At 35.5% G+C, this 26,837-nt stretch carries 24 protein-coding genes; 9 read left to right on the forward strand and 15 right to left on the reverse strand.

Annotated elements, in window-relative coordinates; genetic code table 11:
- Positions 1-62 precede the first annotated feature (62 nt).
- Positions 63-626 carry a hypothetical protein gene (locus AABK36_RS21610; RefSeq protein WP_309941171.1) on the reverse strand — a complete coding sequence of 188 codons (564 nt, stop codon included), beginning with the start codon at positions 624-626 and terminating at the stop codon, positions 63-65.
- Between the two features lie 158 nt (positions 627-784).
- On the opposite strand from AABK36_RS21610, the gene AABK36_RS21615 reads away from it, so the two are divergent.
- Complete coding sequence (locus tag AABK36_RS21615) at positions 785-1,447, forward strand: alpha/beta hydrolase (RefSeq protein ID WP_309941169.1); 663 nt, start codon at positions 785-787, stop codon at positions 1,445-1,447.
- 15 nt (positions 1,448-1,462) lie between these two features.
- Here the strand turns inward: AABK36_RS21615 and AABK36_RS21620 are convergent, their stop codons facing one another.
- From AABK36_RS21620 to AABK36_RS21635, 4 genes are all read right to left on the reverse strand, one after another.
- A complete protein-coding gene (locus AABK36_RS21620; RefSeq protein WP_309941167.1) occupies positions 1,463-2,188 on the reverse strand; it encodes a VOC family protein in 726 nt (241 codons plus the stop codon).
- 50 nt (positions 2,189-2,238) lie between these two features.
- Positions 2,239-2,748: a DUF2147 domain-containing protein gene (locus AABK36_RS21625; protein WP_338390331.1), complete on the reverse strand. Its 510-nt coding sequence runs from the start codon at positions 2,746-2,748 to the stop codon at positions 2,239-2,241.
- Positions 2,749-2,843: 95 nt separating this feature from the next.
- A complete protein-coding gene (locus AABK36_RS21630; RefSeq protein WP_309941164.1) occupies positions 2,844-4,358 on the reverse strand; it encodes a B12-binding domain-containing radical SAM protein in 1,515 nt (504 codons plus the stop codon).
- Between the two features lie 155 nt (positions 4,359-4,513).
- On the reverse strand, positions 4,514-5,077 hold the full coding sequence (locus AABK36_RS21635; protein WP_309941161.1) for a Crp/Fnr family transcriptional regulator: 564 nt from the start codon (positions 5,075-5,077) through the stop codon (positions 4,514-4,516).
- Between the two features lie 351 nt (positions 5,078-5,428).
- On the opposite strand from AABK36_RS21635, the gene AABK36_RS21640 reads away from it, so the two are divergent.
- The 8 genes from AABK36_RS21640 (at position 5,429) to AABK36_RS21675 (ending at position 10,212) form a co-directional block, all read left to right on the forward strand.
- A complete protein-coding gene (locus tag AABK36_RS21640) occupies positions 5,429-5,797 on the forward strand; it encodes a hypothetical protein (protein ID WP_309941159.1) in 369 nt (122 codons plus the stop codon).
- The gene (locus AABK36_RS21645; protein ID WP_309941157.1) at positions 5,779-6,939 is read left to right on the forward strand and encodes a hypothetical protein; all 1,161 of its coding nucleotides are present in this window, start codon (positions 5,779-5,781) and stop codon (positions 6,937-6,939) included. Before AABK36_RS21640 ends, AABK36_RS21645 begins: the two co-directional genes overlap by 19 nt.
- 4 nt (positions 6,940-6,943) lie before the next feature.
- On the forward strand, positions 6,944-7,291 hold the full coding sequence (locus AABK36_RS21650) for a hypothetical protein (protein WP_309941155.1): 348 nt from the start codon (positions 6,944-6,946) through the stop codon (positions 7,289-7,291).
- Between the two features lie 34 nt (positions 7,292-7,325).
- Positions 7,326-7,874 carry a YceI family protein gene (locus AABK36_RS21655; protein WP_309941153.1) on the forward strand — a complete coding sequence of 183 codons (549 nt, stop codon included), beginning with the start codon at positions 7,326-7,328 and terminating at the stop codon, positions 7,872-7,874.
- Complete coding sequence (locus AABK36_RS21660; protein WP_309941151.1) at positions 7,861-8,244, forward strand: hypothetical protein; 384 nt, start codon at positions 7,861-7,863, stop codon at positions 8,242-8,244. Before AABK36_RS21655 ends, AABK36_RS21660 begins: the two co-directional genes overlap by 14 nt.
- On the forward strand, positions 8,241-9,095 hold the full coding sequence (locus tag AABK36_RS21665) for a DUF5777 family beta-barrel protein (protein ID WP_309941149.1): 855 nt from the start codon (positions 8,241-8,243) through the stop codon (positions 9,093-9,095). Before AABK36_RS21660 ends, AABK36_RS21665 begins: the two co-directional genes overlap by 4 nt.
- A gap of 156 nt (positions 9,096-9,251) precedes the next feature.
- Entirely contained in the window at positions 9,252-9,710 is a 459-nt protein-coding gene (locus AABK36_RS21670) for a hypothetical protein (protein WP_309941148.1), read from the forward strand.
- Complete coding sequence (locus AABK36_RS21675) at positions 9,697-10,212, forward strand: hypothetical protein (protein ID WP_338390332.1); 516 nt, start codon at positions 9,697-9,699, stop codon at positions 10,210-10,212. Before AABK36_RS21670 ends, AABK36_RS21675 begins: the two co-directional genes overlap by 14 nt.
- A 107-nt stretch (positions 10,213-10,319) precedes the next feature.
- On the opposite strand, the gene AABK36_RS21680 is transcribed toward AABK36_RS21675, so the two are convergent.
- From AABK36_RS21680 to AABK36_RS21725, 10 genes are all read right to left on the reverse strand, one after another.
- Positions 10,320-11,153, reverse strand: a complete 834-nt coding sequence (locus tag AABK36_RS21680) for a hypothetical protein (protein ID WP_309941144.1) — start codon at positions 11,151-11,153, stop codon at positions 10,320-10,322.
- Between the two features lie 224 nt (positions 11,154-11,377).
- Positions 11,378-11,773: a hypothetical protein gene (locus tag AABK36_RS21685; protein ID WP_309941142.1), complete on the reverse strand. Its 396-nt coding sequence runs from the start codon at positions 11,771-11,773 to the stop codon at positions 11,378-11,380.
- Between the two features lie 340 nt (positions 11,774-12,113).
- Positions 12,114-12,569 (reverse strand): c-type cytochrome, encoded by a 456-nt coding sequence (locus tag AABK36_RS21690; protein ID WP_309941141.1) that lies wholly within the window; start codon positions 12,567-12,569, stop codon positions 12,114-12,116.
- Positions 12,562-13,020: a c-type cytochrome gene (locus AABK36_RS21695; protein WP_309941139.1), complete on the reverse strand. Its 459-nt coding sequence runs from the start codon at positions 13,018-13,020 to the stop codon at positions 12,562-12,564. The genes AABK36_RS21690 and AABK36_RS21695 overlap by 8 nt, the downstream gene beginning before the upstream one ends.
- Positions 13,021-13,026: 6 nt before the next feature.
- Positions 13,027-13,482 carry a cytochrome c gene (locus AABK36_RS21700; RefSeq protein WP_309941137.1) on the reverse strand — a complete coding sequence of 152 codons (456 nt, stop codon included), beginning with the start codon at positions 13,480-13,482 and terminating at the stop codon, positions 13,027-13,029.
- Between the two features lie 124 nt (positions 13,483-13,606).
- Positions 13,607-18,193: a DUF5686 family protein gene (locus tag AABK36_RS21705; protein ID WP_309941134.1), complete on the reverse strand. Its 4,587-nt coding sequence runs from the start codon at positions 18,191-18,193 to the stop codon at positions 13,607-13,609.
- A gap of 244 nt (positions 18,194-18,437) precedes the next feature.
- On the reverse strand, positions 18,438-20,894 hold the full coding sequence (locus AABK36_RS21710) for a hypothetical protein (RefSeq protein ID WP_309941132.1): 2,457 nt from the start codon (positions 20,892-20,894) through the stop codon (positions 18,438-18,440).
- Between the two features lie 106 nt (positions 20,895-21,000).
- The gene (locus AABK36_RS21715) at positions 21,001-23,289 is read right to left on the reverse strand and encodes a hypothetical protein (protein ID WP_309941130.1); all 2,289 of its coding nucleotides are present in this window, start codon (positions 23,287-23,289) and stop codon (positions 21,001-21,003) included.
- Between the two features lie 116 nt (positions 23,290-23,405).
- Positions 23,406-24,671: a TraB/GumN family protein gene (locus AABK36_RS21720; protein ID WP_309941128.1), complete on the reverse strand. Its 1,266-nt coding sequence runs from the start codon at positions 24,669-24,671 to the stop codon at positions 23,406-23,408.
- Between the two features lie 126 nt (positions 24,672-24,797).
- Positions 24,798-26,747, reverse strand: a complete 1,950-nt coding sequence (locus tag AABK36_RS21725; RefSeq protein ID WP_309941127.1) for a hypothetical protein — start codon at positions 26,745-26,747, stop codon at positions 24,798-24,800.
- Between the last annotated feature and the right edge of the window lie 90 nt (positions 26,748-26,837).

Below are 26,837 nucleotides of genomic sequence, written 5' to 3' on the forward strand. Positions count from 1 at the left end.
TAAACTATTTATAATAGGATAATCAAGCAAGATCAAATGCCAATCTTGCTTGATTAATTTTTTTAATTATTCACTTTGGTGATGCTTTCCACGTAAGGAGCTCCATCCAATGGTTGAAAGATTGATACGATTACATCATAAGGCTCTGAATGAGGCACTACTGGATGTGCTACTGCTTTGAATTCAAGGTTCATTCCCGCTACTACTTGCGTTCGTACTTCGATTGGATCATATACAACGCCCAATATATCTTTTGTCGCCAAGTGAAAGATAACTTTTTCTCCCGGAGTAAGTGGATGCCAATCGCTCCATCCTCCTAAAGATAAAAACGCTGTTTCAGGAAGATCTTTAGTAACGTTCTTGATATTTTTCAATTCTGGCTTTCCACCTGGAGGTACGTGAACGAATATTTCCACTAAGTATGGCTTCGCGCCAGGATAGACCACTGTCGCTTTGCTTATGAAGCGATAATTCATACCATTCACTACTTGTTTTGAAACTGCGATTGGCAGATAGTCAACGCCAAGTAGACCAAGGAGAGCTTCTTTAAGGATTAGTTTTTCTTCGGCTGTTGGTGCTTCGAATGGAGACCATCCGCCAGCAATTGTTGTTCTTGCTTCTGACATGATTTTATATTTAAATGTTTGAAAACAATTTTTGATCAACAAATAGAGTACCTCGTGCCGTTAAAAATTATATCATTATATTTCAATTGATTTTTCGAAAAATTGCTTAGAATGAGTCAATGTTTTTATATTGTGTGTCAAAGCGATTCATAGAAGATATGAGACAACGAAAGATTTATTTTATCAGTGGTTTGGGAGCGGATGAAAGAGTATTTCAGTTTTTGAAACTCAAAGATGTGGAGATTAATTATGTGCATTGGCTTGAGCCGGGTCGAAAAGAAAGTTTATCAGAATATTCTTTGAGGCTTTTGGATCAAATAGACCAAACAAGCGAAGTTATTTTGCTTGGAGTTTCATTTGGAGGCATTGTGGCGCGAGAAATAGCAAAACATATTGATATCAAGCAAATGGTTATCATATCAAGTGTGAAAAGTCCACGCGAGTTTGGAATTTCCTTGAACCTTGCAAAGCGAACAAAGATGCATAAGCTTGTTCCTGCTTTTTTATTGAAAAGAATGAATTTAGTTACTGGCGATTATTTTTTTAGCATATCAAGAAAGCAGGATTCAAAGCTTCTTAAGAAAATTATTAAAGATACGGATGAAAAATTTATGGTATGGGCTATTGATCAAATCATGGCTTGGCACAGTGAACATGATTTCAGTAGTGATAGATTATTGCATATTCATGGAAATAGAGATCGAATTTTTCCTAAAGCTAAGATTGAAAATGCAAAGTGGATAGATGGCGGTGGACATTTTATGATAGTCGATCGGGCGGATGAAATCTCAGAAGTCATCAATAAATATCTAAGCCAGTAGTATTTTCAGTTATGCTTAATATGTTTCTGAAATGTAAAAGAAGGCTTGATGAGAATTATCGGTAAATAATTTTCTTTTGCCTTCATCAATGATCAAAGAACCGCCATTCTCAATAATTTTTTTAGACGAGCTTTTCAAATCTTTGACAGCGAATGTTGATATCCAATACTCATATTTGCCTTTCATATTATTGGGAATTTCCAATATGTCAGCTATATGCTCATTATTTTCATTATATACTTCGACAAAATAAGAGTTTGTTTGGTTAAAGCGCCAATTAAAAATGGAAGCGTAAAATGCCAGCACAGGCTTTAATTCAGACACATGAAGCTCGTTCCAAATCAAAGTATTGGGAGTGTTTTTTGTTCTGGCATTTGCTAGCTTGTCGCCTTCATAAATTGTGAAGCCAGCTCCTTGAATATCGCGTATCAGAGCGATTTTTCCGAATTCCTTGATTTCTTCCTGAAGTTCTATGATTCCGCCATTGGATTGAGCAATATTGACCGTTTGGTCTACATTGTTGACTTGTATGTATGTCATCCAAAAGTGAGGCATTCGCATTTGTTTGAATTTTTGAGGAGTTTCATAAAGCCCTGCGACTTGTGAGGTCCCCGCATATGCGCTGTAATAATCATGATAGTCGTAAAAACTCCAGCCAAATACCTTTTTATAAAAAGAAATAGTGCTTTTAGGAGAATATGTGGATAGGTCGGAGAATATGGGGTTATTGCTTTTTTTCATGATTGTTGATTTGAAATTCAGATATTATCATTCGCAATATAATTGTTGGGTTATTCCGGTTTTTTTCTTTTCCAGATTTCCTTGTAAGCTTCACCTTGGATAGTCATAGATACAGAAAGTTCATTGCCGTTTAACCTTATATTAGCTTCATAATAAGAGCCGTCAGGCATATACATTTTGGCAGTGCTGTATTTTCCATTTTGAAAGGTTATGCCCTCCATGAAATAATCGTCTTTGCTGCCTTTTGCTATATATTCCTCTTTGCCGTCATTGTAATAGTGGATCTTGCCATAGTATTTTCCCTTATATTTCACTATTTCATAGATCGCGGCATAATAATCATTTTCCATTTCCCAGATGCCGATAATTTCATCACCATTCTCGATTTTGTCAGGGGTACCTTGCTTGTCTTGTTCATTGGAAGGAAAGGATTTTGATTTCATTTCATCTATTCGATTTGAAATCATATCCATTTTCTTTTTTTCTGCTTTGCTTTGACAGGAAAAACACTGAAAACATAATATAGTGGAAACTATGAAAACCGCGATTTTATACTTCATAATGGTATAATGTTTAATGTTAAAGGCCTTTATGAAACGAATATAGCGCTAATTTGCCTGAGTCAATTTGATCTAGATCAAAAAGTGAATCAAGTCTATCGATAATACCATAGGTCTATAATTGGTTCGGAGTAAATGAGGCTCCAAATAGAAAGTACTATCCAAAGAATGGAGACGATCCAGAATAGCACTGGATTTTCATTTTTCTCGATTCTTTCGATAAAAAAAGTGCTTTTATGCTTGATGCCTTGATAACTCCATAGGATAAAAAGGCCAGCGAAATAAAAATTGCTCATTTCAAAGATTAACGCGAAAGGCAAGAGCGCGATTGCTAGTAAAGTCTTCCATTTGCTTGTCAGCATATTAGTTTCTGCTTTATTTTTGAGCGACTTGTCAATCTTTGAGGACTGGTTTTTTATGTATTTTTCATGTTTTTCTATTGCCTGATAAACTTTCCAAGTTCCCATTTCCAACTCTTCGGGAGTCATATTTGTTGGTTGAAAGACAGCGTGTGAACCGTCATATTTCGACCAATCTTTCGTGAGTATGCGTTCTTGTTTATCTAATTTTTTAAATGTTTCCGAGCCAGGGAAGGGAATCATCAAGTGAGGGTAAGCTTTGTCTACTTTTATTTCTTGAATAAAATCAATGGTTTGGTCAAAGATATTTTTGTCATGAGCGTCGAAGCCAAATAGAAAGTCTCCAACGACTTCAATGCCATGGCTTTTGATTATGTTAACATATTCTTTTATCTTATCTGGCTTGACAAAAGCCTTTTTTTGATCTTTAAGCGCTTGTTCATCCGGGGTCTCAATGCCGAAAAGGAGTGTCTTGACACCTGCTCTTTGAGCCGCTTTGAGTAGTTCTTGATCTCTTGCAATCATAATCGTTGTCTCTCCGTAGAAATTCATATCAAGAGGTTCGAGGGCCTTGAAAAGCTCCAGAGCGTATTTTTTGTTATGAGTCAAGTTGTCGGAATGCAATTCAACCCATTCAACGCCTAATTTTTTCAACTCTTTGATTTCTTCAACGATATTTTCAATAGGCCTCAGGGTAAATTTGTCAAAAAAGTCGTGGACCAAGCAAAATTCGCATTGCATAGGACATCCTCTTGTAACCACTACTGACCATACCCAATTGTATTTCGATACAGGGATGATATTTGTAGGGTAGGGCTTTAATTCGGCTAAATCGAAAGTTGATGTTCTTTGATATTTGCTTTTAAGTGTTCCTTGCTGAAAATCTTGAATGATATTTTCCCATAGACCTTCGCTTTCGCCTAATATCAGTGCATCTGCATGCAGGGAAGCTTCTTGAGGTAAAAATTTAGTATGAAGTCCGCTTAGTATAGTGGTTTTTCCCTTTGCTTTGAATTTTTGAGCAATTTCATAGGCTCTGTATGCGTCAGGAGTGGACATGAATATTGCGACAATGTCAGCTTCTGATTGGAAATTTGTTTTCATTCCAATGGTTTCATCGCACATTTCCAATTCAATATGTTCAGGAATGGCCGCTGCCGCTGAAAAGATATTTTGTGGAGGTCCTCCCGTTTCAGCCTTGTATTCTGAATATGAAGAACCGGATGAAGCTTTTATTAAATAAATTTTCATAATGGTATAGATTAAAATGGGTTGATGATCAGATACTTCCCTTTATTAAACATAATGTTTGTTATGCGTTTTGTGTTCATAAAGAGAAACTCTGTGAAATATTTATTCAAAGCTAGTTCTTCAGGCACAATGGTGCTTTGACCTAGATCAAAAAATCATTTTTGAGACCTTATTCGACTTAATGTTTCTTGCGAAATACCTAAAAAGGAGGCAATAAGACCAAGTTTAACTCGATTTTCTATGTTAGGAAAATAGGTTTGCAATAAATCGTATTTTTCTCTAGCGCTAAGAAAAGACCAGCCTTTTGAAAAATAGTCTATGAAAGCTAGACTTTCTTCTGCAAGCAGACGGGCGAAATTGCCGAATGCGGGCGAATCTGCAATTAGTTTTTGATAATTGTCGTAGCTGATTGAATAGAGCACACAATCTTCCAAGCATTCTATTTCCTCGAAACTCGGGCTTTGGCTGTAGAAGCTGTACCAGCCTGTGACGAAATGTTCTTCGGAATAAAACCAAGAACTTATTTGCTTGCCGTCATGATAATAATAATTATGCAAGACACCCTTGTCTATGAAATACAGTTTGCGGGAAATTTGATCTTGGCTTAACAGTTTGTCCCCTTTCTTGTATTTTGCAGCAGTGAAATCGGTCTCAATTTTTTCTCTGAGTTCGGCGCCGATAAAGCATCTTGAGCCTATATATTGAAATAATTTTTGCATTTTCATCTCTTTAGTTAACTGATTGATTGGCGAAGGTATCAGTTTTAATTCTAATGTGCTTCAAGTCATTCAGGCTTTAAGTTAGAACCATTTGTGTGATTGCAAGGGATTTCTGGAGATTATTTTTCTTCAAAAGTTTTGCAAGAGTAGAATACAATAATTGGTTTGATAGCTTAAGCATGATAATCTTTCTGATTTGATTATTAAATATTAAATACATGGAAATGTTGTTTTTTGACATAGGTCAAAAGATACTCATAAAATTGCTATTAGCTTTGTTGATACAAAATCGAAAATTTATAACTCGCTGGATGCGAGAGGAATGTTGGATAGTTTCAAATGTTAGTGCAAATGAGAATCAAATTATTAGGTATTGTTTTTTTCTTAATTGGCTGCGGCAATAGTTCCGATTATGAGGGAGACTGGAGAGTGAAAAGCAAGCATTACCAGTCCATTATCAGAATTTCTGAGCGAAATGGCAAGCTTGAGGCTGAGTTGCTGGAATATGATGATGGGACTCAAGTACTGTTATCCACTGAAGCTAGACCTTTGTATATGTTCAAAGAATTGGAAGTGAGAAGGTCTAGCTCTATGGATGCAATGACAGGAGCAACAGGCAAAGGTGAATTCGATTTAAGATTGCTGCACGCTGATACATTATTGATAAGCCAAAATACATATAATAAAAAGCTGACTGAAATATGGTTAAAAGTGAAATGAAAAGCGCATGGTTATTGGCCATCTGTCTGATGATGCAGATGACTTTGCAGAGTTGCGATAATGAGATTAGAAATCTCGCTGAAAGAAAAGATGATGATGAGAACAATCCAGTGCCAGATGCCAAAGTTATCCCTATAAATATTAATGAGAAGGGAATTGAGTTTTTGGAAAAAATGCCAGGGCATTGGACAGGCACAAACCTTGTCATGACGGATCAATATGATTGGTTTGCCTTTGATTATAGGCCTATTTCTCCTTCTCATGTGCATGGAATCTTTGAAGGAGGTACTTTCGGCAATTTGTTTACTTCTTTTTTCATAGCCGATTTTGAGGGAACACATACTTTGATGGCAAGAAATGGAGGAATCTTAAGCGGGATATACAGAACAAGCTATTTTGTATTGGATAGTGTTGATAATAATTCTTCGAGAGGGGACTTTTATAGATTTGTGGATGCCGAAGGAGGGCGGCGAACGATGTGGATGGAACTACGCTTTGTGAAAGACAGTCTGTATTTCAATGCCTATACAAGTGGTTTGGGAAGAGATATACCCAGGAGACATATGACATTCAAGGCATTGAAAGGAAATCTGGAATTAGCGGAGCATGCTGCAAATGCTGTGGATTATCCAGTGGATCAAAGCGCTGTGGACTTTAATCAAGGTTTTGAGAAGAATTACTTGCAGGCTGCGGAAGGAGCCAAGTCGGCTACATTTTTAGCACAAGACCTGACAGGTGAAAAGGATATTTTTACATTGGCGTATGAATCCGGAGACCCTTTTACTATTGAAGATCATCCATACCTTGCCTATCTTAACTTGCAAATAGAGCGAACCGCTGATTGGAATGATAAAACGTTATTTGTGAATCTGTCAAAACGGGCTTTGACTGATGATATGGGATACTTTGTTGAGGATGCAACGGTTTTCAACGATGTTTTAATGTTTTCAGAACTTGACAACAACGAAGATGAGTTTTTATTTACTTATGTGCATCCTGGAGAGTATTATGTAAATGTTGTAGTGGATTTGAATGATGACGGAATGATTTCAGCGGGTGATATGACAAATCCTGCTCAATCAATTCTCATAGAGCCGGAAGGCCAGCATCAGATCGTTGTTAGTCAATTTATAAATAATTAGAAGAATGAGAAGAATAACGTTAGCATGTTGTTTATTGTTGGGCAGTGTTTCGATGCGATGCAGCAAGGCTATTATCGATGAAAGAGATGTTCTGCCGATTGAAGAGGTGGTGACTTATCGTTCCGATGTGCAGGGAATTATTCTAAGCTACTGTACGACATGCCATGGAAAAGTCACGCCAAGCGATGGGCTTGATTTGACAACTTTGGAAGGTGTGAAATATGCGGTAGAGAATAGGAATTTGTTGGAAAGAATAAATTCAAGCGCTAATCCAATGCCTCAGAATGGATTAATGCCAACTGAGCTGCGTTTGAAAATTCAAAAGTGGGTCGATGATGGTTTTCCCGAATAACACTTTTCTTTGAAGTTTAAAATCTAGATATATTATGAACAGATTATTACTTATAGCAATCATATTATTGAGCGATGTTTCGGTTAACGCTCAACTTTATTTGACCAAGACAGGCTTGACTAAATTCAAGGCTTCAGTAGAAGCATTTGAGCCCGTGGAAGCTGAAAATCACAGCTCCACAGCTATTTTAAATTCATCTACTGGTGAAGTTGCAGGGCTGTTATTTTTGGGCGGTTTTGAGTTCGAAATCGCATTGATGCAAGAACATTTTAATGAGAATTTTATGGAATCTGATAAATACCCCAAGGCGTCTTTCAAGGGAGTAATCGAAGGCTTCGATTTTAGTAAATTAGAAGCAAAAGAATCTGATTTTATTATGAATGGTACTGTCACTGTGCGAGGTATCGAACGGAGTATCAAGACAGTAGTGTATTTAAGCAAAATAGAGCAAGAGGTCTATGTGAAAAGTAAGTTTGTTTTATTTCCAGAGGAATTTGATATCGACATTCCCCATATTGTCAGAAATAAAATTGCGGAAAGCGTTATTGTTGATATAAATTATGTGCTGCATGAAAAAGATTAACACAGTTATATTCATCTTGATATTAATGAGTTTGACCGTTATGTGTGTGGTGACTTATGTCTACATGCCTAAAGAGAATGTTCAAGAAGCTGAAATACAGTTCAGTGGGAGTTCTCAAGAATTTGTTACCAGTTTTAAGTCGGCCCCAAATACATACCTTGGAAAAGTTGTTGAGATTAGCGGGCAAGTCAAGAGTGCATCGGATCATAGTATTTTGCTGAGAGGAGGAGTTTTTTGTCAATTTAATACGGATACAATTTTAAGCCTGGATGTTTTGAAGCATGTAGTGTTGAGAGGCAAAGTGTTGGGGTATGACGAGTTAGTGGATGAAGTGAAGCTTAGTCAATGTATTATTAAAGAAAGGAAATGAGAAGAATTATTTTTACTTTATTAGTAGTGTTTAGTCTTGGAAAAGCTGTAGCACAGGAGAACGAGTTGCTGAATCAATTGGAAACATTGACTCCTCAAAAAAAATATTCCCAGCCAGCGTTTAAGGCGATGAAAATAGTTAATTTGCAATCAACAAAGCTTGCTGAAAAAGGGGATATGTATATGTACGTTTCCCATAGATTTGGGTCGGTGAAAGACGGATTGGATACATTTTTTGGTTTGGACAATGCAAATACTAAAATACAATTGATTTATGGACTCACAAAGTATTTGCAACTTGGACTGAGCAGAGAGTCATTGCGTAAAACGTATGCTGGATCTATGAAGTTCAAGATCTTCAGCCAGCAGGATGGAATGCCTGTGAACATAGCGGGTTATGCTACGATTAATTTGAATAGCGAGTTGGATAAAGAAAGGTTTCCTTCGCTAAAATACGAGGATAGGTTGAGTTATGCCACTCAATTATTAATATCGAGAAAAATGACTAATGCGCTTTCTATTGAATTAGCGCCGACATATGTGAGGCAGAATTTAGTGCATGAGCCATTTCAAGAGCATGATCAATTGGCGCTGGGAATGGGAGGAAGAATAAAGGTCAGCAAACGAGTGTCTTTTAATTTGGATTATGTGTATAATTTTAGTCGTAGTGAATTGTCGGTTTTTAAAAACCCTCTGAGTGTGGGAATGGATATTGAGACAGGAGGACATGTTTTTCAACTATTATTTACAAATGCTCAGTCTACAAACGAGCCAGGTTTCATTTCAAATGCGGAGGGTAACTGGGCTGAAGGGGATGTTTTCTTTGGTTTTAATATCGTTAGAGTTTTTTGACAGAGAATATAGTAGGTTATTAGGTAGTGTTTCTTTATGAGTGCAGGGAGCGGTTGAATTCGGTAATCAACCGCTTGCATTTAATTTCATGGATAAAGTGAATTATAAAATGTTTTTTTAAAAAATCTATTAAATTGATATGAATTATATATTCATATGGGAAAAGTAATAGAGATTAAAGCAAGAATGAAAGAGGTAGTTTACTTTGGTGTGTATATTATTTCATTTCTATTAATATCAGTGCTGGGTATTATTAAAATTAATGACGGCTTGTCGCTTTTGTTTATGATTACCCCTTTTTTCTTTTTTGGAACTTATTTGCTTTATATATTATTTGAATTGAAATATAAAATTATACTAATAGGTGATCAAGTAATAATGTATCAACTTATTTTCCCTCGAAGAATCGAAATTGATTTGGATAATGTCGAAAAAGTATCGCTAGTAAAAATGAAGCATCTTCATAATATGTATAGTTATCAGTTGCATATTTGTGTGGATAATAGAATTATAAATATACCTGCCAGATTTTATCATGAAAATGATTTTGATGTTTTTAGAAGTCGATTAAAAAAAATAAGAAATAAGCATGGATATAATTATGAAAGAAAATAGGAAGTTTGGTTGTAAAGTTGTTGTCTGTTCAGTAATGCTATTGATTAGCATGCCTCTATTTTTATATGCTAATGCAGGCACTCCAATGATACTGTTTAGTTTATTTCACTTGTTTTTTTTAAACCTTATTATTGGTCTCATTGAAAGCCATATTCTAGAGCGAAATGGGATTGAAAATAAAGCTGGATTGATTATTCTGGCGAATTATTTTTCCATGTTTGCAGGCATGTATTTTATTGCTCCGTATTTTGCGCAAAAAGCAGGAGATTATGATTTTTGGGGAATGATGAGTTCAAGTTATCAGATGAGCGGTTTCTTTCGAGGTATCATCGCATCAATTATTATTACACTTTTTTTGGAATATCCTTTTGCTTATTATGCCTTAGTAAATAAAAAAGATAGTGAAAAATTACTCAATCCTTTTTTAATAGCTAATTTGTCTACAAATATTGTAATGTTTGTTGTTTATTATGGTTTTGCATCTATGCAAGCGAGTATTTGATTTGAACTTTTTTAAAGACTCAAAGTTTCTGTGTATTGATTTTTCTGTGAAATATATCAAATAGAGGTATTATATATAGCAAGTCCTTGGATAATCTATTCGCATGATCAATTGGAATGCGGAATAATCCCTCTATATGTTATCGTGTTCTCTTCAATTCTAAACACGCCAGCTTCTCCATTTTGATGCACGATCATAAAGTCGCTATCTTCGTGGTCGTTTGTATAAAGGTCGGTTTTGGGATCTGCTGTTAGCAAGAGGGAACTGGCAGTTCTCAAGAATGTGCGAACTTCCTGAACAGACAAAAGAGTCTTAGGTACTAAGTACAAATAGCTGGACTCAGGATTAGTCAGTTTGAGACGATATGTTGTATTTCTAATCGGAAAGTAAATGAAGCCTAATGGAAATGGGTTTATGCTATTCAAATTGATATCAAATTCAGGGTTGGCGTCTGTAGGCAAAGTGTTGAAACTTGAGGATACAAATATGCTATTTGAATTGAATGCGATTTGATGATTTAAAAATTGATTAAATGTTTCGTTGACTCTGAAGAAATCGAAATCGTCAAAATTGAATACAAATAATTCAAAATAAAGATTCGAAAGGATTTCACTCCCATTTTCACCGGATGTCACTTGAATTTGATATTCTACGTCTTGGCCAGCCATGTAGAGCGGTACCATATGCGATACCCTTATGGAATCATATCGCATATCGTCTTTATTCATGGTTTGCACTAATGAATCATTCATATAGACTTTGATAGTCATATCAGGGATATCACGATTCATTTGCAAGGAAATATTGGTTAACTGTCCGGGAATCAGGCCTGTTTCGTTGCTTGTTCTAGAAATATCCAATGCCGGTGTTGAGTCGTCATTTGATTTGCAAGCGCTAAAAGCTATAGTAAATAAGAAAAACAATCCTAGTATATATCTCATCGCAGTATAATATTTAAACTATAACCGCGATGGGATATATAAGTTTAATGTTGTTTTTAATTTAAATCTCTATATTAATATTTTTCTAAGTTATCCTCTTTAGTATTCACAGCAGAGGAAAAAAATCAATCGTTATAATTTCTACTCATGCTCCAATATAGATTTTTGAGAAAAGTATAGACAAACTCATTAAGGATAGGCTTTATCGAGTATGAATTTGATATCTATAACAAGTCTTTTCGAGAACTATTAATCCAATCTTCAGCTTGTTGGATGGTATTGAATATATTGATTGTTCCACCATTGATGTTTTTTTGCTCGTAATATTCAAGCACTGATAATTTGCCAAAAGGATTGTCTGGCTTGACATGTGCTTCGAATTCCACGCCACATTTTTTAATCTCATCAGAAATTTTAATGGCGTATTCTATCCCTTCTTTAGGTACTATGGATTGTTTTTTGGAGTCGCTTATGTAGCCGATAACATCATGTTTTTTGCATGTCGATAAAATCTCATCGCAGCATTTTTTAAATTTTTCTGAGTCCATGAAGCCAATCCAAGTTTGATATAGAATTTTGTTTTTTGGGTTGTAGTAAAGTGTAAATTGTTCTTTTTTCATAATCATTAAAGTTTGGTGCTTTAAAGATATTAAAAATTACTATAAGTCAATTTTATGCTTGTATATTTATTAATATTAACATCAAATCACCCTTTTAGTATTATTTATATTTGATTAGTTCTATTAAAGTTACGATGTTAGATTATTGGAAACTATTGTTTTTTTCTAAGTGTATTTATGGATGAAAAAAGGGGGAAGTAATTTTTTTAAAAACGTAATTTTTTTAACATTTATTAACAGGAATGATTGTTTTAAATGTTTATATCAATAAATATTTGAAATATATGTCAGATATGGGGTTTTTTCATGATGTAGAGTTTGAAGTAAAGAATAGGTTGGCTTAATAGTAACAGTCTATGTAGTCGATAATAGAATCTAATTCAGAAGTGGTAAAATCAAATGGCGGCATTTTGGCTTTTCCAAACATTTCGTAAATATTGATAGCGGTTGAATCACCTGATTCGATTAGTTTTTGGGAGTTGGATATCATTTGGTAAAGCCATTTTCTGTCTCTTCTTTCAGTAATTTTTAGAAGGGCTGGACCTACCACTTGTTCGTTTATCTCATGGCATATTACGCAGTTATTTTCAAAAAGGCTTTTCCCGGTTAGGTTAAGTCTTACTCCTTTTTTTCTTCTAGATAAATTATCTTCTGCTGTTACTCCACAAAATAGCCTAACTTCCTCAGTATTGGCAGCTTTTATATTATCAATAAGATTTAATTCGGCAATTATAATGGCTAGTATACCAATTATACTTATCAAGATAAGATTTGCTATTTTTGAAAAATCATTCATAATAATCTAGATATTCTATTAAAGAGTCTAATTCTGCCGTATTAAAGTCAAAAGAAGGCATTTCCGTCTTGCCAAATCTTTCATAAAGCTTTACAGCAGAAGTATCTCCCGATTGGATTAGCTTTTGAGAGTTTGTGATCATGTGATACAGCCACTTTTTTTCTCTTCTTTTTGTAACATTAAGTAGGAGTGGACCAACTACTTGCTCATGAATTGAATGGCAAACGGTACAGTTATTTTCAAATAATAATTTTCCTGTATTGTTCAGTATTGCTCCTTCTTTGATCTTATAATTGTTTTCTAAACCAGAAGGATAATCATCACTTGTTACTCCACAATAAAATCTATTTTCTTGGGAAGGTATTATTAAGGATAAAGACGAATAGCTAACGCCTACCAATGCAATAATAATGATGGCTAGCAGAATAGTAATTTTCGAGATTTCATTCATAGTATTTCAAATGGATAAGTCTAAATATTCTATTAGCGAATTCATTTCTTCTTTTGTGAAATCAAAAGCAGGCATTTCTGTCTTGCCATATTTTGTATATAGTTTTACAGCTGCAGTATCTCCGGATTTGATAAGTTTTTGAGAGTTTGAGATCATCTGAATTATCCATTTCTTTTCACGCCGTGTTGTAATATTTTTGAGGGCAGGTCCGACTACTTGTTCATGTATAGAATGGCAGACCGAGCAGTTATTTTCAAAAATTTCAATCCCTGCTTTAACATGTTCCAATTTTTGACGATTAATGGATATTTGTATGCAGGTCCCGCATACAAATACAGGAGGTTTTGGCTGATTATTTTCTATGTCGATCTCTTTTAAAAGCTTTACTTCAGCTAGCATAACGCTTATCAAGCCAAAAAATATAAATATTAAAAGTGTTGAGATTTTTGATAAGTCATTCATAGAGCTGAGCTTAATACTGCAAATGTTGTTTTATAAAAATAAGGAAATTGTTAGTTAGAAAAATTATTTATTAATAAAAAAGTCCCCGCTTTTCAGCGGAGACTTTGAGTTTAGGCGATTCATATTATAGTTCAATTCCTAATTTGAATCCAGTTTGAAATTTTTCATTTTTGCTGTAAGCATTTACCCAAAAGAGTTTTAAACTCTCAAGAAAGTCAACGCCAGTGCTTAGTTCTGTATGGTGATGCTTGCCAAAAGTGTTAAAGTGGTCGATAGCGACTATTACATTTCCTGGTATTTTTCTTAATACAGGGATTTTATTGAGAATAAATCCGCCGAAATTATGCTCGGCATGGATTTCATAAAAATCGTTTGTTGTGCTGTATTTATAATAATTCAGCATCTTGAACTTCGCGCTTAGAATCTTGCCATTAAAACCTTTGTTGTCATATCTTGATTCCAAAAAGAATGTCTCATTGCCATTGAAGTGCTTATAATCCATGAAGCTTACTTTATTGTCATTGATAAAAGTTCCATAAGTTGCGCTCCAGTGAAAGTCTCCCAACATTCCCAAGGAAATATTGTCTTGTATCGCAAGTCCAAGGTAGTCAAAGTCAGTTTGGTCTCCATTTATGTTTATACCTTTTTTGTATTGGACAAATAGCTCCGGGTATTTAGATTGCATATGCATTCTGTAACTTGGATATGTATAGTATTTTTGTTTGATTCTAAAACGCAGATAAATGTCCAATATAGCGGCTTGATGCGCTTCAAAAGCATCTGAATCTGAAGCTGGGTCCAAAGGGTTGTTGGATGTGTAAGCGTTGGTTGGATGGCCATTTTCATCATATTTGGTTTTTTTCCATGAGAAATCGGTCGTATTCTTCAAAGGTTGTCTATTTTCATATGAAATGCTTGAGCTTAGCTTTACGCCATTGATAAGTTCTCGGCTGTATTCAATCTGAGCGTATTCCAATCCATAGAGCTTCATATAGTTTTTGCGATCTATAAGGGAATAGGCCATATTTAAAAGCTTTCCGATAGGCTTATTGCCATCAAACTGCCTGATATCTTTGCCTGCGGAAATACTGACCGTTTCAAAATTTATGAAATCAAACGTTTTAGTGTATTTGCCATATAGATTTAATCTCTCATTGCTGAATCCATATCGAGCGCCAAGTTTTAATTCATGTTTGTCAAAAAACCATAAATCTTTCAGGCGTTTTCTTTTTGTAAATTCAAGAGCACCTGTAAATCCTTCTACTGTATTGAAAGACACTAATTCCGGTAAACTAGGATAAGACCATGTTGTATTATTTTTGTGATTTCCGCGGTAATACCCCCCAATTAAGTTTTTGAGTTTAAATTTATTCTGAGCTCTCTGAACTGAGTCTTTATAAGCTGGACTATTTCTCACAGTTTGGAGACTATCTTGGTATTGATAGTATTCGATCTCTGGTTGAGTAAGCTTTATAGGACGATTTTGAGTCCAAAATGAAGTGTCATTCTTTTGAACTCCGTCATCAATACGGAACATTTCATTATGGAAAAAGCCTTGTGGGATTTCTTCATTGACTTTTATGTCACTGTATTTGAAAAAGCCATTATAACTTGCCGTAAAGCCCATGATAGAAAAGACTCCTTTGAAGATCACATTCTCCGGCATCCATATATCGTCTTGTATATTGGTATAGGATGAGCTTATATTGAATTTGTCATAAGTGAATGCTTCTAACTGTGCTGGATTAATGTCAAAGTCATATGCGATTACATTCCAAGTATCTTCAGCTATATAAATGATTCCGCTAACAGCAGGGTCATTTTTTCTTTTTGAGATGACTTTTATTTTATTGATATGAACATCATTTTCTTCATAATATCCGAGCAACTCATATCTGTAGTACATCATGGCAGTAGAAGATATAGGAGAAATCAGCCCTCTGCCGGTAAACTGTTTGCCAAAGATGTTGTCATATATATTTATCTCCGCATCAGAAGCTCGGTTGTAACTGTAGCCTTGAGCTTGACCAGCAACTATTGAAGATTTCATTATTTCTTTCCGCTCGTCAGGTAGTTCTTTGGTGTAGTGAGATATTGATTCTGTCAGATAATAGAATCCTGAGTCAAGTTCAATATTCTTAGGAAAAAACCAAGGGAACTTTTCTGGAATTGTGTCAAAACCTTCAGTTGTTCTAGCGTATATATCTTGGCTGAAGTTTTTGACAGCTTTTTTATGTTTTTTTCTTACATTTTGAGCCGCTTTGATCACTTTGTACGCTGGATCATCATATTCATCCGTTACAGTGATATTCTCAAGATACATATCTTCATTTTCTAAGACTATGTCCAGATATTTTGAATTTATTTTATTTGTTGGAATTGTTTTGGTCTTAAAACTGATGTACTTGAACACAAGATTGTTTTCTCCTGATGGTAAATCCAGATTATATTTACCTCTGTGATTGGTGGTAGTGCCGATATTTGTTCCATCTAGATAAATATTAACATAAGAAAGCGGATCACCGTTGCTATCTCTTACTATTCCTTGGATTGATTTGTAATCTGAGGTTTTGCCTAGAGTTTTTAATATAAAGGCATTTTTCATAGCAGCTTCCCTTAGTCTGGGATTGTTTCCTCCTCCAGTCATGTGACCGCTATTCATATCCGTTTTCATATAAATAGAATTGGGGTTGTTCTGCATGTATCTGAAATTCGCAATATATTTTGCTGAATTCCAAAATGACACACGTGTATCTCCGTATCCATGTAGGAGTAAAATAGTTGGATAACTCTGATCCTTCAGATTCTCATACGGAGAATAGCTTTTTACATACTCAAAGGCTTTTTTTTCTTCAAATGTATTCCCAAATACAGTATGATGACTTATGGTGCTGTTGTTTTGTTTGCCAGTTAACTGCGTTAATAAGTCAAGGACACCGACTCTTATGATCATGGCTTTGCATACAGTAGGGGCCATGTTGGCAATCATTCCCATTAGCAAACCTCCAGCGCTTGTCCCTTCCAATATTACACGATCATAGCTTGTCATTTTTTGGTCAACAAGATAATTTACAGCATTAATAAGATCTTTTGCAGAATTCTTTTTGTTGTATTTTGAGCCTTGATCGTACCATTTTCTTCCATAGAAGCCACTACCTCTCGCATGTATTTGTGCAACTACTATTCCTCTGTCTAGTAGTTGAAAAGGGAAAGTATTGAAATAAGGAAAATAAGTCATGCCATATTCAGCATAAGCTCCTATCAGCCATGGTGTTTGTTCATTTATTGGAGTTCCCCTTTTATAGCATATGGTAATAGGTATTTTTACACTATCATCTGAAGGAGCATATATTCTCTTAGTCACATATTCTTTTGGATTCAATTTGTGATTATTCAACCCGTTCTTTTTATGAATTTTTAGAATAGTTTTTTCTTCAGTCTCAACATCAAACTTAAAAGAGTATTCAAAATCGTCTAGAGGCTCAACACTAAAGATGACTTGTGAAGAATCTTGAGATATGACATTATTACAGTTGACAATTTCATGATTACGAGAGCTTAAATCCAGCCATTTTGATTTTTTATCATTTATATTATAAAGTTGGTGGTAATTTTTGCCTCCATATGAATATTCCTGAATAATATGATTTGGAGTTCTTATGAAGTTTCCCCTGCGTAAGGAGTCGTTGCCACTGGCGATCAATTCGGTATGGTTAAGATTATACTGATTTATTGGCGAGCGAAAAAGTTCAGTATAAAATGTTTCTTTAAAAAAATTGTCGCTAGTGAAAATTGTAAAGAAATCGTCGTCATAACTATGATCGACATAGATGTGGCCATTTGAGTTTTCAAGGTCGAATTCTTTCCAAACAAGTTTATCAATGTTATTTGGACTTAAAAAAAGCCGGGTCTCTATATTTAGAGAATCTAGACTAAGCATCAAATATTTCTTAGAAGTAGTTTGCTTGATAGAAACGTCAATGTCGAGGTTGTCGTTTTTATAAATAATTTTATCTTCGCTTTTTTTAGTATTAATTTTATGTAGATAGATCTCATGGCTTTTGTCAAGAGAATCGAATTGCGTGTATATAAAATGTTCATTATCTACCCATAAGTTTGAACGTATTTTCTCTAGTTGATCATCAATGACTTTTTTTTCATATATGTCCCATATATATAAATCAGGCTTTTCATTGCCTTTTTTATCAATAGTGAAAATCAGTTTTTTATTATCTTGGCTTATAGATCCTAGTGAGTAATTAGCAAAGCCACCTTTGAACAATTCATTTGGATTGAAATAGAGTTCCTCAGGAGCATCGATGGCATTTATTTTTTGACGATATTCTATCGGAAAGTTTTCAGCGGAATCATAAACTGAAAAGTATTTATAGCCATTTTTATAATGAGGGATGGAGGATTCTGTAGGGTCTTTCGTTTCCTTTAATTCTTGGTATAATAATTCTACAAATTTTTCTGAATCTCTAAAAGACCTCTCAAAGTACGCATTCTCGGCCTCCAAGTAATTAATAACTCTATGATCTTTTTCATTTTCCAACCATTTGAAAGGATCATGAAGAGTGTCTCCATGTATAATTCGCATAGCCGGGATCTTTTCAGGAAGAGGAGGTTTTATTTGTGAAAATGATTCTTGATGTGTGAAAATCAGAAAAATAATGATTAGAAAAAATGGGTACAGATGATTTGAAATCATAGAAATGTTTTATGTTTTAGTTTTTTTATAATTAAAACGTTAAAATTGAGATCTATTATTTCTTTAAATATAAATATTTGCATCTTTTAAAAATCAAGTGTTATTTTATCTTTTAATTGTTATTTATTATGTGTGGGGTGTTGGGGATTATTGGATAATCTCTTTATGAAGTTTATGTATCCAGTCGTTTTGGTTTCTCAGAGTTAATTTTAATAAGAAGAGCAAGGTATAATCTCATTGAAAATTACAAGCTCTCAGCTCTTTTCATGCTTTTGTCGCCTACTTGTTTTATGGCGCTTTTGTGTTGCCACGAAGAGTAGTCTGGGGAAGACATTCTTGCTTCGTTTTTGCTAACTTTTTTTCGAATTTTATCATATCCCATCTTATCGACAACGCATTCAACGGCATGCCAATTTTGCAAGAACACTTCATACTCATGCGGAAATGTCAGGCATCGAATTCGTTCAAATAATTCCAACAGATTGGATTGTTCAAAAAGACGCAAGCAACCTTCGGCGAACCCTGTGCTGAGAAGCATAGGATTGAAGGCAACATTGACAAAATACTTTTGTGTTCTGCCAATAGTGCGGGCAATAAAAGGAGAATCGACATATCTGCCTTCCATAAAGCAAGTCAGTTCTGTTTTGACAGCTTGAGGAACTGCTTTGCTCAGATTGAATTTGATTCGATCAAAATTTGTCCAATGTGATTCTGGGTTTTCGATCATTTTATTCAAATCCTTGGAACCTAGCCAATTGTAACCTGATGTGAAGATCTGGCCTATATATGCCATATCATATAGGGACAATGATTGATCAAATACGTTAAGACGTTGTTGCTGGACATCAAAAAGCATATTATTTGAATTCAGCACAGTCAACATAGAATCTCCATTGCCTAAAACCAGATTATAAGCGGCTAACTCTCCCAAGGCCAAATGCAAGGCCGGATTTTCCTCAAATACTTTTAGATCAAGCGGATCCAAAGGTCTTTTCATTTTTCTATTGGACAGGTTAGGGGGAGTGCTTTTATGATGCAACGCTTGCCCTTCCATTTTAGACATCAACAATCCTAGAACCATGGCGTCATCTTCCTTGTTGACTTCAAAAGCGTCAAGAAATTCCTCTTCAGACTCTTTTGGATGCTTGCAAGTTTCAAGGCCTTTCACAAACTCTAAGAAGCTATTGTCATCAGTATTGATTACTCTACACTCAGGAGCAGTCACTCGACGGCCTAAAAGTCGCACAACATTATTGGCAATAGCTTCTTTCTCAATATTATCTCCTCGATTTCCTTTGTCTGAGTAAAACTTGAAAACATGCTCTACAGGAGCGCCGGCTAAGTCAAGGCTTTGCAAAAAGAATGTTTGGCTATTGTTGCCTGAGCCTACGGGATCAATCCCGCTGACGGTAGAAAAATCTATTTTAGGATGATCAAAGACCATATTCCAAAAGCCTCTGAATTTTGGCAATTCCAATACTTCCAAAGGAAATTGCAACGCATGCCCTTCATGGATTCCTCTTGGAGCTAATGATTTTGACGGTGCCCGCGAATCCTCAGCTTCTTCCATTTTGCTTGAACAAGGCATTAACCCTGCGGATGCTTCGTATTTGAAACGATTGGAGTTGACTGCCGGAGGAAGCCCCATTTCCTGTCGCATGCCTTCTTCAATTCTTTTTTTCAAACTAGTTGAATTCTCGCTCTTTCCGTTATTTAATATCTTGATTCCAGCCATGGTTTTGCCGAATGCGATTTGAGGAGGACTTATGCCTAAGCCATATTGCTGTGAAAACAAGCCTTCTCTTTTTGACCCTATTGGAGTCCATTGAGCAGAGGCTTGAACTTTTGGAAGGTAAATCATTAGTTCACCTTGACTAAGGTCAGCTACTATCTCTATGGCTGGGCGAGATTTGCTTTTTGGATATCCGCAAACGGTTAAATCAGCATGAAATTGGTCAGCCAATAAATGGTACATTTCTCTGAGCAGAGCGCAGCCTGTTCGCGTATGAGAGAGTAGGTAGCAAAGTGCTGAAAAGTCATTTTCAGCTTGTTTCATTTCCTTAGGGTTTCCTTGATAAAATAGCCTGCAATGTGTTCTGAAGCCTTCAGTTAGTTGCCCCAAATATTTGCTTAGTGATCTATTTTCATATAGCTTTTGATCGGATTCACTGTAAGGGCCATTTCCAATATTTAATCTGATGCCTAATTCGGAAGGCATTGGGAGGGCTAATTTATGCGTTTTCATTAGCCTGATGATTTCTTTTTGTTGAGAGTAAATATCATCTATGAGTTCGGCGTAAATCCTTACTTCTTCGCTTTCTTGCAGATCTTTTTGCCAGATGATATGCCTGCTATTCCACTGGACGACTATGTTTTCTAGCCTATGTAGGCAAATCATTTGTTCTCGAAGGATCTCATGTATCATGCGACTCATTCCATAGTTGCTAATCGAAACGACGTCAGCTCTTTGAGAAGTTAGGTGTAAGTATGTTTGTATTAATTCGGTGGCTTGATCAATGAGGTCGATGTCTTCGGATGGTCTAGCTTCTTTTTTCCAAGCACTGAAATTTTTAGCGCTTTTGAACATGCATTGGATAGGTGCGCTAAATTGACAGTTTGGCGGATTTTTGGATACGCTATTGTTTCTGGCAGAGGAATGCAGGGAAATTGAATTATTAGACTTGCCAAGCCGATCAAACATTTAATATAGCGCTTATTATGTGAGTTTTACTGATTCAAATGCAATGATTAAATAACTCGATTATTGGCATTGTGTTATTTGTCAACACATTATCCATGAAAAAGCTCTATTCAACTTTTAATTTTAGTGTTTCATCTATAGAAGCGGTATTCGCCACATGATTCATTCTAAGCGGAAGATGCCAAGCTTTTCTAATTTGATTTTCGAAAAATTCGATAACATAATGTTCTTCGTTATTTGTCATTAATAATGCATTTGGATCAGCTTTGTATTCTTCCTCAAACAAAGCTTTTCGATTAGCTCCTTTTAAATTATTCCATGCGTGGCCCATTTCATGATAAAAAGCAACAAAATCAGGCATGAGTATCAATCGTTTGTTTGGCAGTGTTCTGTGCTCAAGGTCTTTTAATGTTGTGTCAAATTTTGATTCTTTTGCTCTTTGCTCTGTTCTTACTTCTGGGTCAAAATACGGCATGCTTTTCATATTATCGTAAAGCTCTATTTTTTTGCCATTTACAGGAATAAGGAAGTTGGATTCAGCTGCTCTACCGGCAATTACTCTGGGAAATGGATTTTCAACGGAAAATTTATATTTGCAATCTGCAACTCGTGTGTTCGTTGGAAATTGACCGCTGAGTTGCATATTTTCTTCTTTAGTAGGCATCATGTAGGCTTTAAATGCAGCCAAAGGTCTAAAGTACTTACGCCCTTCAGGTTTTGACATTATTTTGGCAAACATATCCAAAATATTTACGATAAACTCTTCTTTGTCAAATTCAGGAATTTGACGCTTAAATGAATGGTCTTTGAATACTAAGACAGAGTGATCTTTGTCTTGGATTCTAAAATGTTGGCAATAATCATTAAACTCTCTTTCTTCATCAGCTCGCATGCTGTTGTCTAAGTTGACAAAAGAAATATTCGCCCTATTGGTGTATCTGATTAAGTCTAAATGCTCTTGAGTCACGCATTTTAGCAAGGCAAGGATGCTTGAGGAGTAAATAGGGTGATATCTAAAGCTTATAAATTCTGTCGTTCTATTCCATTCATAAATTAGTTCTTCCAATTTGTGCAATGTTAGAAGTTGGAAGCGCGAACCTTTTATATCCATTACTCTAAGCCTTGATATTCTTTCATCTCCTTTTAATCTATTCCAATAGGTGTTTACTTGAACCATTTCGGCGCGAGTTTTGGCCATATCTTCTTTAAGACTTTCATATTCATCGACTAGCTCTTCCATTTGTGGGAGCAATGGAACCAACATGTTTCTTTGATGAAAGTTGAAAGGGTCTTCTTCCTTTAAGGATTTTTGAAAATTTCTTAGGACTAATAAATCTGATTTGTCAGTCCAACCTTGAGCTTGAGCATTATTGCGCCTCCACAAAGGTCTTGGACAAAATAGATCTGCATTTTGTCTTGCTAGTGAAGGCGATTGGCAACGGTTTGGATCAAATGCGAAATTTTCTTTTTGCCTCCAAAGTTCTTGATGTTGTTCCCAAGGCCATGTGATTTCCACTCCATGTTGATAAAAATGCATGCCGCTCAATGACATCGTTTCTACTTCCGGAGATCTCACACCTTTGTGCGACATGTAGGCATGATGCACGATATTCAACACATTGGGAGCAAAGCCTCCTGATACGCCATTTTCTAATGAAGCGCCTGATGATACGACTGTGGCTTCATCTAGATGATCCATTAGAATATGTAAATGCGTTGCAGCAAGATTTCGGCTTACTTTGGTGAAAAAATAGAGGGTAATGTTAAGCTTCATAGCTTCCCAACGGCTTTTACACGCTTGTGAGCCATCGTCAGGATAGAATTTTTTGGTTTCGAATAGAAATTTTGCCAATTCGCAAATCTCATGTTCTTGATTTTCTTCGTCAATAATTATGTTGCCTTGCGGGTCGGTTATCTCATCGAGTATTTCACTCAAGTCAAAAGGAATTCTTTGATGCGCGTACTGTTCTATAAATGGCAGGGTATCCGCTTTGTCTCTAGGCATTCCGATAAAAATATTTACTAATCCCATATTTCGTTTTATTGGCCAAAATGCAGGACCGCTTTTATGTGTCGTTTGAAACCTAAGATCATCCATGCTTGATTCCTCGTCTATGCGAATAGGGTATTCCAGATCAGTCAAAGCTTGTTCTAGCTCAAAAAGTATATGCTCAGCTTCTTCATCGCTTTTGTCAAAGAGGCTGTGAAATTGTGCCGGCATTTCTTTCAATGTCTCAATGGGATGCATCGAGTCTTTTCCGACATAAATCATTCTTTGTATAGGCGAAAATGTATTGGGTTGTGGTGGATATAGTTTTCGTTGAGCTGCGCGACTCGATGGTTTATTAAGTTTATTGTAAGCGGGCTTTTTATTGCCGATTAGATGTTCACGCATTTTTTACATATTCTTTGAGATAAAACCATTAAAGGAAAAATATTGTTGAACTCTATTTTCTCTATTGACAATGTCTGTATAGAGAGGTCTCCCCATGTCTTTTATTTATTCTCGAGTCAATCAAGCGTATTTGCCCAATCAGAGTTTCTTATCAGAACGATTGCTTGGCAATAATCGGTGAGTACTATATTGGGACCTTTTATCTTTAGGTTTTCATCAAGGATATTAGCTATTATGCCCTTTGTTTCGATTAAACTTAATTTTTTGCTGTAAGGAGAGTTATTATCATTAATGACAAAAAGTGTATTAGAGTTTTTTGTGGAGAATTCTTTTAGGGCATTTATACCTGAACTATAATTGATAAAAGGAGCATCAAAGGTATACTCTATTTTAGTGCAAGGACCTTTGTCTCTTATAAATTCAGGAAGGGCAGATGAATTAAGACCAACGTGGCTGTCAATTATTTGAGTTATAATCGAAAATGTTTTATTTTGAAAAGGAAGTTCATTTGAAGAATTAATTCGATGGGCAAAACTTCCCTCTTTTTTTTGCAAAACATGTCCAAACCCGAAATAGCCATAAAATTTCTGATGTTTAAGATTTAACTGCTTGTAAATTGTTTTAAAGTTATCATATTGATGCTTGCCTCGTTCTTCAAAGTCAGAGCAAAGCTGTTGTCGCAATAGATTTAAATCAAAGAGGTTTTGATTGTTGAGTTTAGGAGTGTAGGCTTTTATAATTTCAGGCATTTTGTTTTTTGCCCACTGTTTGAGCTCACTTTTTTCTGAAGGCACTGATATAGAAGGGTTTCTTAATATTTGTTTTATTTGAAGACTGGCGAGATCATAATTATATAGTGGTTCTATTCCAATTACTTTAATTCGTTTATCTAAAGGCAGTTTTTGATTGTATGCGTAGATTTTTCGCCATTTGTCGTGATAAGATTTTGCATTTCTGCCCATTACGACACCCCAGTTTTTCAAAGTGTGTTGAATAAGAGAGTCATTCCCATTTGCTAAGTATTGATTTATAAAATAGGCTTGACTGTAATCCAATTCCGCCAAATGGTATTTCATGCCAATTTTCTCATTTAAGTATTTGATTAATTGAACATCAATGATTTGCGATTGCTCTGTTCCATGCATTTCTCCGAAAAGTATCAAATCATGGTCTTTAATTGTTTTGTTAAGTATTTTGAAGTTAAATAGCTTACCATGTTTTACATTTTCAATTTGGTTTTGATGTTTATCCCAGTACTCAATATATGCTTTGTCATGATAGTATTCTTTAATAACAAACATAGAGTAAACTGCGATGATTGAAATAGCAATGAGTATAAAAGTTATAGAAATTAGTTTCACGGTAGTTTTATAGAGTTTCATCTTAGGTGATTTTGATTAATGATGAAACTAAATTATACTTAAAATCTGGTCCTGTAAATTCAGGTTTGCTGAATGGTGTTAAACACCAACTAATTGGGCAAATTTCATTACCAAATCGTTATGTATTTATCGCATTGATATACTGTATTGGACTCTATGAAAACACCAATAGGTTCTTGCTGCAAGTTTTTCAATTCGTTCTAAAAGGTCAAGATTTTTTCCTCCACTTTCTTTTTCTTTGATCTTCCATTTAGGGACGAAGAAGTTGTTGATGTATTTTGCGTCATCTTCAGTAAATTCATGGCCGAACATTGTCACGCCATTTTTGACTGTTAGTATTTGCAGTTCTTCCGATTCGAGCAATAAAGCTTCATAAGCAGTCATAGCTTGCTTCATTTCAGCTTGATTCATAGAAGCTTCGAGCTTTTCGATAATTTTAGGATGTATACTCATGCATTTTTCATAAAACTCTCTGACAGGTTGATCCAGTTCATGAATGCCAACAAATGTATCAGGGGCTTCCATCCATTTTTTTGCTTTGGCCATGCCTTCATCGACTTGTTGCATAGCTTGCTCTTTTACTTGTCCAGGGCTTTTTCGAAATCTGATGGTTGTTGGACAATAGCCAACATTGTGTTTATGCTTTTCATGAAAGGATTGTCCGCTTTCGAGTCCGTACATGCTAAAGTAGAATAGCTTGTTTTCGTCGACAGCTTTCGCATCGTCAAGTTGGGCTTTCTGAAGAAATTCTAATCTAAGACGGAGTCTTTCAGTGATTTTGTTCATTGAAAGCAATTCAGAAAGGCATCGTTTCATAATCGCAACTCTATCAGGGTACGTGCGTCTTGAACTAAGGTCAGCGGGAATGTAAGTGAAACTTTCGCTTTCAAGCAAAGCATCCAATTCTTTTCTGAAGCTTCCATATCTGCAGTAAAATGAGATAAAGTCGGAAACAAAGGCCATTTCGGCCCTTTGCTCTCTAGCGACATTTTCCAATGTGACAAAATCAGAATTGGTGCGGGCAACTACTCCAGCATTATGCATATTCCAGCCAATTCTGTTAAAACTATCTGTATTGGGATCTCTCCAATCTATAAAATCGTTTTCAAGATATTCGGAGAAAGTTTGAGGGAATTTTCCAACAGGTTGTTCTGAAAAAGGTATTTTGTGCGCTTCCAAACCGTATACTCGAAAAGCTTCACCTGTTGTTGGCATTGCAAATTGGTTTAAGCCCATTCTTTTGCATTTGTCAAAAGCTTTTGCCTCGTCCTTTTCTAGTTCTTTGTAAGCTTTCGCTGTTTCTCCATCGCCACCATGTTGATCGTATGCTTCGTGTGCTGAAAAGCCTTCAGGAATAGGGGCTGAACGCTCCACCCAAAACTTAATCAACCTTTCGGGAGTTGAAAAATCCTTGAAAGGGTGGTGATATGATTTTCCACTCATGTATTCCTCAAGAATCAACTCAAAAACTTTCCCGCTTCCATACCCGAGTATATTTTCCGCGAATCTAAGACAGTCCGAAGATTCTCCTATGGTGTCGGATTTTCCTTTATAAACTGGGCGAGTGGCAAAAGCTCTTTCTTGTTTGTCATGAAACATGTTTGGCAAAAGCAATGCTTGGCTCAAGTCTTGTTCAAGACGCAATGGACTACCCTGAGCTTCAAGCTTATGATTGCTATCTTCAATTATTTTCGGGCAAGCAAACAGGGTTTGGGGATGGTCACAATCTTCCAATGCCATTTCAGCTCCGTAAGTCACTTTGAATTCCGGATTGAAAAAGAAATCAGAGAAATCATCTTTAGGTAGCGGAGATTCATCTTTCATGTTGAATTGGCTTTGACTATTGTGCTCTCTTGAAAGATGAGTTTTTGTACGAATGTATTTATAGTTGTAAAATGAGTGTGACAGCGTTTGGCGATTTAATTCAACTTGTGGAGAACCCAATGTTACGCTTGTTGGGTATCTAGCAATAAAATATGCTTGCAAAGGTGGTGTTTTAGATTTGCATTTTTGTTGACGAGTTTGCGTATTAGTCTTTGTCGTATTTTTCTTTTTTCCCAAAGACTTTAATGCCATTTTGAATATTCTATAAATGAATGAGCAAGGTGCTATAAACAAATGTTCAACATATAGAAATATAGTTTGTTTTGTGAAATAATTATTGCC

Origin of the sequence: Aureibacter tunicatorum (assembly GCF_036492635.1) — a bacterium.
Lineage (GTDB): Bacteria > Bacteroidota > Bacteroidia > Cytophagales > Cyclobacteriaceae > Aureibacter > Aureibacter tunicatorum.